This window comes from Micromonospora sp. DT178, assembly GCF_049841695.1.
Taxonomy (GTDB): Bacteria; Actinomycetota; Actinomycetes; order Mycobacteriales; family Micromonosporaceae; genus Micromonospora.
The window spans coordinates 191,159-198,866 of sequence record NZ_JBNCKV010000014.1 but is presented as its reverse complement, the minus strand read 5'-3'; the positions used below and the strand labels follow the sequence as shown (position 1 = coordinate 198,866).

The 7,708-nt window shown below is 72.7% G+C and carries 7 protein-coding genes; 4 read left to right on the top strand and 3 right to left on the bottom strand.

Annotated elements, in window-relative coordinates:
* Nucleotides 1-112: 112 nt before the first annotated feature.
* Nucleotides 113-730: a DUF4126 domain-containing protein gene (locus ACLQ22_RS23895; protein WP_425694273.1), complete on the bottom strand. Its 618-nt coding sequence runs from the start codon at nucleotides 728-730 to the stop codon at nucleotides 113-115.
* 71 nt (nucleotides 731-801) lie between these two features.
* Here ACLQ22_RS23895 and nucS point away from each other — a divergent pair, with 71 nt between their 5' ends.
* Nucleotides 802-1,461, top strand: coding sequence for an endonuclease NucS (gene nucS / locus ACLQ22_RS23890; RefSeq protein ID WP_392999063.1), 660 nt, complete (start codon nucleotides 802-804; stop codon nucleotides 1,459-1,461).
* Nucleotides 1,462-1,497: 36 nt separating this feature from the next.
* On the opposite strand, the gene ACLQ22_RS23885 is transcribed toward nucS, so the two are convergent.
* Together ACLQ22_RS23885 and ACLQ22_RS23880 are read right to left on the bottom strand one after the other, a co-directional pair.
* Entirely contained in the window at nucleotides 1,498-2,175 is a 678-nt protein-coding gene (locus ACLQ22_RS23885; RefSeq protein WP_425694272.1) for a methyltransferase domain-containing protein, read from the bottom strand.
* 68 nt (nucleotides 2,176-2,243) lie between these two features.
* Entirely contained in the window at nucleotides 2,244-3,740 is a 1,497-nt protein-coding gene (locus ACLQ22_RS23880; protein WP_425694271.1) for an aldehyde dehydrogenase family protein, read from the bottom strand.
* Nucleotides 3,741-4,004: 264 nt separating this feature from the next.
* On the opposite strand from ACLQ22_RS23880, the gene ACLQ22_RS23875 reads away from it, so the two are divergent.
* The 3 genes from ACLQ22_RS23875 to ACLQ22_RS23865 all read left to right on the top strand — a co-directional run bounded on the left by ACLQ22_RS23875 (nucleotide 4,005) and on the right by ACLQ22_RS23865 (nucleotide 7,703).
* Entirely contained in the window at nucleotides 4,005-4,511 is a 507-nt protein-coding gene (locus tag ACLQ22_RS23875; protein ID WP_425694270.1) for an FHA domain-containing protein, read from the top strand.
* A 99-nt stretch (nucleotides 4,512-4,610) separates the two neighbouring features.
* Nucleotides 4,611-5,672 carry an alpha/beta fold hydrolase gene (locus tag ACLQ22_RS23870; protein WP_425694269.1) on the top strand — a complete coding sequence of 354 codons (1,062 nt, stop codon included), beginning with the start codon at nucleotides 4,611-4,613 and terminating at the stop codon, nucleotides 5,670-5,672.
* A gap of 243 nt (nucleotides 5,673-5,915) precedes the next feature.
* Entirely contained in the window at nucleotides 5,916-7,703 is a 1,788-nt protein-coding gene (locus ACLQ22_RS23865; RefSeq protein WP_425694268.1) for a 3-hydroxyacyl-CoA dehydrogenase family protein, read from the top strand.
* Nucleotides 7,704-7,708: the final 5 nt, after the last annotated feature.

The following is a 7,708-nucleotide window of genomic DNA, read 5'->3' as shown; positions in this document are numbered from 1 at the left end:
AGCAGCAGGCCGCCGACCTCGTCGCCGAGCACTGGAACAGCTGACAGCAAGACATGAACGCCGCTGGCCGGCACCCCACCCGGGGTGCCGGCCAGCGGCATGTCCGGAGTCGTCAGACGCGGAAGCCGGCGGCCCGCGCCGCCTGACGCTCGCGGCGGCGGTCGGAGCGGCGTCGGATGAACCAGAAGACGAAGACGACCAGCCCGAGCAGGAACGCCAGCACCAGCACCGGCAGGATGATCGCCACCACCGACATGGCCACGCTGGTGGCGTCCTCGGCGGTGCTGGCCACGGGTGCGCCGACGCCGGCCGTGGTCGCGTTGATGACCGGTCGGGCGGCGGACTTCAACAGGTGTACGCCGAGGGCGATCACCACCCCGGTCACCACGGGGACCCACTGGTTGGACGAGAAGAAGCTGCCCGGGTCGCTCACCGTCACCGTTTCCGACGACGAGCCGGCGCCGAACGCCAGGCCGCCGGCGGTCGGCCGGACCACGGTCTGCACGACGTCGTTGACGTGGTCGACCACCGGGACCTTGTCGGCGACGACCTCGACGACCAGCAGCACCGCCAGGATCGCGATCACCCAGCCGTTGCCCAGCCACTGCCACCCGCCGGGCAGTTCGATCAGGCTGGTGTAGCGGGCCAGCAGGCCCATGGTGAGCAGGGGGATGTACGCGTTCAGCCCCGCCGAGGCGGCGAGACCGGTACCGGTGAGAACTTCGAGCACCGTCTCAGCATCGCACCGGCGCGCCAGTGCCGCTCGGTGGCGCGGGCCGGGGTCTCGGCTACCCTCGTCGGGTGCGGTTGGTCATTGCGAAGTGCTCGGTGGACTATGTCGGACGGCTCTCGGCCCACCTGCCGCCGGCCACCCGGTTGCTCATGGTGAAGGCGGACGGGTCGGTGTCGATCCATGCCGACGACCGGGCGTACAAGCCGTTGAACTGGATGAGCCCGCCCTGCCGGTTGGAGGAGGCCCCCGGCGTCTGGCGGGTCGTCAACAAGGCGGGCGAGGAACTGCGGATCACCCTGGAGGAGATCTTCCAGGACACCTCGTACGAGCTGGGCGTCGATCCGGGCCTGCGCAAGGACGGTGTGGAGGCGCACCTCCAGGAGCTGCTGGCGGCCAACCCGGAGACCCTCGGTGAGGGGTTCACGCTGATCCGCCGGGAGTACATGACGGCGATCGGCCCGGTCGACCTGCTCTGCCGGGACGCCGCGTCCGGCACCGTCGCCGTCGAGGTGAAGCGCCGGGGCGAGATCGACGGCGTGGAGCAGCTGACCCGGTACCTCGAACTGCTCAACCGCGACCCGCTGCTCGCCCCGGTCGCCGGGGTCTTCGCCGCGCAGGAGATCAAGCCGCAGGCCCGGGTGCTCGCCACGGACCGGGGCATCCGCTGCGTGGTCGTGAACTACGACAGGCTGCGCGGCATCGAGCGCGACGAGCTCACCCTCTTCTGACGGGCCGCCCGCCGTCGGAGGCCGGTCCGCCGCAGGTCAGCGGGGCGGCTCCGGCGGGCCGTCCGCGTGGACGGCGATCAGCGACTTGGGCAGGCCGGCCACCCGCTCGACGAGGATCCGCGAGTCGGGGAAGTAGTGCCGCATCTGCGAGCGGTCGAGCAGTTCCGTCCAGAGCACCTGGTGCAGGGCGGCCTCGTGGCTGCGGGTCGGCTTGTGCCCGAGCGGCCAGCGGCGGGCGAACGCGGTCCGCAGCCGCACGGGAAGGAACTGCATCCCCGGCGCGATCCAGTGTGGCTCGATGGGGAAGTAGCGGTAGGGCGTCTGCACCCAGTGCCGGTCGCCGAGACTGCGCACGGCGTCGGCGAAGCGCAGCCGCCGCTCGTGCCCCCCGACGTGCTCCAGCACGGAGTTGGAGAAGACCAGGTCGTAGCGGCGCCCGGTGATCCGGGCCGGCAGGTCGCAGGCGTCGGCCCGGTCGACCTCCGCCCACTCCGGGACGTCCGTGGGCGGTCGCTCCAGGTTGACCACGTGTACGCGAGCCGGCCGCACGTCGGCGCGGGTCCAGGTGCCGAGCCGGCCACCCAGGTCGATGATGTGCATCTTCTCCAGGTCGGGGAAGGTGCGGGCCAGCCAGTCGGCGCGGCGACGGCGCTGCCGGGCACTCCACGACCGGTCACTGTCGACGAGGTGGAAGCGCAATCGATGGGGGCGCATTTAACGCAATGTACCGCTCCCACCACGTTGGACACACGCGCGGGCATTCATGATCGGTTATCCGACAGTCACCTGCCGTACATGACCTTGATGGCCTTCACGAGCCGGGCGACGTCGGCCGGCGTCCGCTCGAAGGTCGTCGAGGGCAGCAGCGACCGGGCCCGCCGCCGGGTGATGGCCTTGGCGCGGCTGAACTCGCGCAGCCCGTCCTCGCCGTGGATGCGCCCGAAGCCGGAGTCGCCGACGCCGCCGAACGGCAGGGTGGACATCCCGGCGAAGGTCAACGCCGAGTTCACCGACGCCATGCCCGAGCGCAGCCGCCGGGCGATCGCCACCGCGTGCCGCCGGCCGAAGACCGAGCCCCCCAGGCCGTACGACAGGGCGTTGGCCCGGGCGACGGCCTCGTCGGCGTCGCGGACCCGGTTGATGGTCAGGGTCGGACCGAACGTCTCCTCGCGTACGGCGGCGGAGTCCTCCGGGACGTCCACCAGCACGGTCGGCCGTACGTAGGGCGGCTGCACCGCGTCGGCCCCGCCGAGCACGGCCCGGCCGCCCCGGGCCAGCGCGTCGTCGATGTGCCGGCGGATCACGTCGACCTGGCTCGGCATGGTGATCGGCCCGATGTCCGCGTCGTCCGGGCCGACGGTCAACCGGCCGGCCCGCTCGACGACCTTGCCGACGAAGGCGTCGAAGACCGGCTCGACCGCGTAGACCCGTTCGATGCCGATGCAGGTCTGGCCGGCGTTGGTCAGCGCGCCCCAGACGCACGCCTCGGCGGCGGCGTCCAGGTCGGCGTCGGCGTCGACGATCATCGCGTCCTTGCCGCCCGCCTCCAGCAGCACCGGCGTCAGCGACTCGGCGCAGGCCGCCATCACCTTCCGCGCGGTGGCGGACGAGCCGGTGAAGGCCACCTTGTCCACCCCGGAGCGGCAGAGCGCCGCCCCGACGTCGCCGAGCCCGTGCACCGCGGTGAACACCGGCTGCTCCGGCACCACCTCGGCGAACGTGTCGACCAGCCACTGCCCGACGACGGGGGTGTACTCGCTGGGCTTCAGCACCACCGCGTTCCCCGCCGCCAGCGCGTACGCGGCGGAGCCGATCGGGGTGAAGACGGGGTAGTTCCACGGGCCGATCACGCCGACGACGCCGTACGGCTGGTATTCGAGGTGGGCGGAGAACTCGGCCAGGACGAGCCGCGAGCGGACCCGGCGGGGGCCCAGCACCCGGCCGGCGTTGCGGGCCGCCCAGTCGACGTGCTCGACGGCGGTGACGAGTTCGACGACGGCGTCGGCGACCGGCTTGCCGCCCTCGACGTGCACCAGCTCGGCGATCTCCTCGATCCGTCGGGCGAGGAGGCTGCGCCAGCGCAGCAGCCGCTCCCTGCGCCCGCCGAAGCCGAGCCCGGCCCACCACTGTCCGGCCGCTCGGGCCCGGTCGACGGCCCGCCCCACGTCCTCCGCGGTGGCGACCGGCAGGCGTCCGGCCTCCGCGCCGGTCGCCGGGCTCGTCGACACCAGCCGACCGTCCTCGATGACCGGGGTGCCCGGGACACGTACAGCCGTCATGGCGGAAGTCTAGACCCGAGAATTACTCGCCGGTAGGGCCGCGGTGGCCCGGTCCCGCCCGCCGGACCGGCCGGGTGGCGGTGGGACGGGGTGGACGAGGGTCGGCCGGACTTGTGATGATTCTTCCGCCGGAGCGCGCCGAACCGCCGAACGCGAGGTGTCCGGCCGGGGGCGCGCAGGTGACCACGCGGCGGTGGAGGGCGACTACCGTGTGATGGCAGGCTGACGCGTGGGGTGACCGCGCGGGGTGGAGGCTGACTTTCCATGGAGGAACATCCGGAACTGAGACCGTTGTTGACGGTGGCCGGTGGGGCGATGCGGGGGCTGAGTGTCCGGGTGGGCCCTGAGCGGCAGGTTATCGGCCGGGCGCCGACCGCCGACATAATGGTGCACGACGCCCACCTGAGCCGCCGGCACGCCGAGGTCTGGCTGACGGGCGAAGGCGCTGCCCTGGCGGATCTGGGTTCCACCAACGGCACCTGGCTGAACGACCGGCGGATCACCGGCGTGGAGCGGCTGGCCGACGGCGACGTGATCCGGCTCGGCCGCACCGAGCTGCGCGTCTACGACCCGGGCGTGGCGCGTACCGACCCGGTGGGCTTCAGCTTCAACGGGCCGCGCCGGGACCGCCGCCCGACCCTGCCGTTGCCGATCGCGGCCCCGGCCGCGCCGGGCGTCGACGCGGTGCCGGTCCCGGCGGTGTTGTCCGCGCCGGGCGTCGGCGCGGTGCCGCCGGCGGCGGTTCCGGCGGTGTTGTCCGCGCCGTCCTGACCGGGGCCGACGGCGGATGCCGGCGCACACCTCCCGGTGGTGGAAGGTGGCGGGCCGGCCCATGGACGCGTCCGGCGCCCCCGTGGCAGCATCCGGCGGATGGAGACCGGACAGCGGCAGGTGTCGGCGAACGGGATCACCCAGGCGGTACGGGTGGCCGGTCCGCCGGACGGCGTTCCCGTACTGCTGATCCACGGCAACTGCTCGTCGGCGGCCTTCTGGGAGCCGCTGGTGCGGCGGCTGCCGGCCACCCTCCGGGTGGTCGCGCCCGACCTGCGCGGCTATGGGCTGACCGACACCGTCGGAGTTGACGCGACCCGAGGGCTGCGCGACTTCGCCGACGACGTCGCCGCGCTGCTCGACGAGCCGTCCCTCTTCGCCCCCGGCGCGCGGCCGGTGGTGGTCGGCCACTCGCTCGGCGGCGGGGTGGCCATGCGACTGCTCGTCGACCACCCCGACCGGGTGGGCGCGCTGCTGCTCGCCGCGCCGGTCTCGCCGTACGGCTACGGCGGCACCCGGGACCTGACGGGGACGCCGACCACCCCCGACTTCGCCGGCACCGGCGGCGGCACCGCCAACAGGGACTTCGTCAAGTGGCTGGCCGCCGGCGACCGGGGCGTGGACAGCCCGACCAGCCCGCGCGCCGTGTTGCGGGCCACCTACGTGGCGGACCCGGCCTCGCTCGGCGACGACGAGGAACTGCTGCTGGACAGCCTCCTCTCCACCGCGATCGGTGACGACAACTACCCCGGTACGGCGGTGGCCTCGGCGAACTGGCCCGGCACCGCCCCGGGGCGGCGCGGCGTGCTCAACGCCCTCTCCCCGGCGCACTTCCGGATCGCCGACGAACTGGTCGCCGTGGCCGGGAAGCCGCCGGTCACCTGGGTCCACGGGGACGCCGACGTGATCGTCTCGGACACCGCGATGATGGACCTGGCCCACCTGGGCTCGCTGGGCGTGGTGCCCGGCTGGCCGGGGGAGGCGGCCTGCCCCGCGCAGCCGATGGTGGCGCAGACCCGGGCGGTGCTGGAGCGTTACGCGGCGGCCGGCGGGGCGTACCGCGAGGTGCTGCTGCCCGGCTGCGGGCACAGCCCGCACCTGGAGCGGCCGGCCGAGTTCGTCGCCGAACTGCTGAGGCTGACCGAGGCGTCGAGCTGCTGAGGTTGACCGAGGCGTCGAGCTGCTGAGGTTGACCGAGGCGGCGGGTTGATCGGCGGGCGAGCCCGACCGATGCGGCGAGCCGACCGACGGTGAGTCGACCGGCCCCGCCGGGCGGCGCGCGCAGCCCGCTGGGCTCGTGAAATTTCCCACGGCGCCTCGACAACTCAGCGTCACGTGGCAGACTCGCGCGCATAACCTTAATGGTCGTTAACGCGGCCGTGCGGAGCATTGAGGAGGCTGGTCGTGGCGCGTGATTTCACCAGCGTGGGCGTTGTGGGTCTGGGCACCATGGGTGCCGGCATCGTCGAGGTCTTCGCGCGCAACGGGGTCGACGTCGTCGCGGTGGAGATCTCCGAGGACGCACTGGAACGCGGCCGGGCCATCCTCACCGGGTCGACGGACCGGGCCGTGGCCAAGGGCAAGCTCGCCGAGGCCGACCGGGACGCGCTGCTGAGCCGCGTACGGTTCGCCGTCGGGCTGGACGCGCTGCACTCGGTGGACCTGGTCGTCGAGGCGGTGCCCGAGCACCTGGACCTCAAGCAGCGGATCTTCGCCGAGCTGGACCGGGTCTGCAAGCCCGAGGCGATCCTGGCCACCAACACCTCGTCGCTCAGCGTCACCGAGATCTCCGTCGCCACCAGCCGGCCCAACCAGGTGATCGGCATCCACTTCTTCAACCCGGCCCCGGTGATGAAGCTGGTCGAGGTGGTCCGGACGGTGGTCACCTCCGCCGACGTGGTCGCCGACGTGGAGGCGCTCTGCAAGCGGCTGGGCAAGGTCGACGTCACCATCAGCGACCGGGCCGGCTTCATCGCCAACGCGCTGCTCTTCGGCTACCTCAACCACGCCGTCGGCATGTTCGAGTCGCACTACGCCACCCGCGAGGACATCGACGCGGCCATGAAGCTCGGCTGCGGCCTGCCGATGGGCCCGCTGGCGCTGATGGACCTGATCGGCCTGGACACCGCGTACGAGATCCTGGACACCATGTACCGGCGCGGCGGGCGCGACCGCCGGCACGCCCCGGTGCCGCTGATCAAGCAGATGGTCACCGCCGGGCTCCTCGGCCGCAAGTCCGGCCGGGGCTTCTACACCTACGAGCGGCCGGGCTCCCCGGTCGTCGTACCCGACGAGCAGACGCCGGTGGCGTCGGAGGCCGCGCTCGGCGGTGCCGCCGCGATCGCGAAGGTCGGCGTCGTCGGGTCCGGAACGATGGCCACCGGCATCATCGAGGTCTTCGCGAAGGCCGGCTACGAGGTCGTCTCGGTGACCCGGGGCGCGGAGAAGTCCGCCAAGGTCTTCGAGGCGGTCAGGACCTCGCTCAACAAGGGCGTGGTGCGCGGCAAGCTCGGCGAGGCCGACCGGGACGCCGCGCTCGGCCGGATCAACTGGTCGGCCACCCTGGACCACCTCGCCGACGTCGACCTCGTCGTCGAGGCCGTGGTCGAGGAGCTGAGCGTCAAGAAGGCCCTCTTCGCCAGCCTCGACGAGATCTGCAAGCCGGGCGTCGTGCTCGCCACCACCACCTCCTCGCTGCCGGTGATCGACGTCGCGATGGCCACCCAGCGGCCCGCCGACGTGGTCGGGCTGCACTTCTTCAACCCGGCGCCGGTCATGCCGCTGGTCGAGATCGTGGAGACCATCCGCACCTCGGCGGAGACCACCGCCACCGCCCGCGCGGTCTGTGCCGGGCTGGGCAAGACGGGTGTGGTCTGCGGCGACCGGTCCGGCTTCATCGTCAACGCGCTGCTCTTCCCGTACCTCAACGACGCGGTGAAGATGCTGGAGGCGAGCTACTCCACCGCCGACGACATCGACCACGCGATGAAGCTGGGCTGCGGCTACCCGATGGGCCCGTTCGAGCTGCTCGACGTGGTCGGCCTGGACGTCTCGCTGGCCATCCAGCGCGAGCTCTACCTGGAGCTGCGCGAGCCGGGCTTCGCGCCCGCGCCGCTGCTGGAGCACCTCGTCACGGCCGGCTACCTGGGCCGCAAGAGCGGCCGCGGCTTCCGCGACCACACCCGTCGCTGAACGGG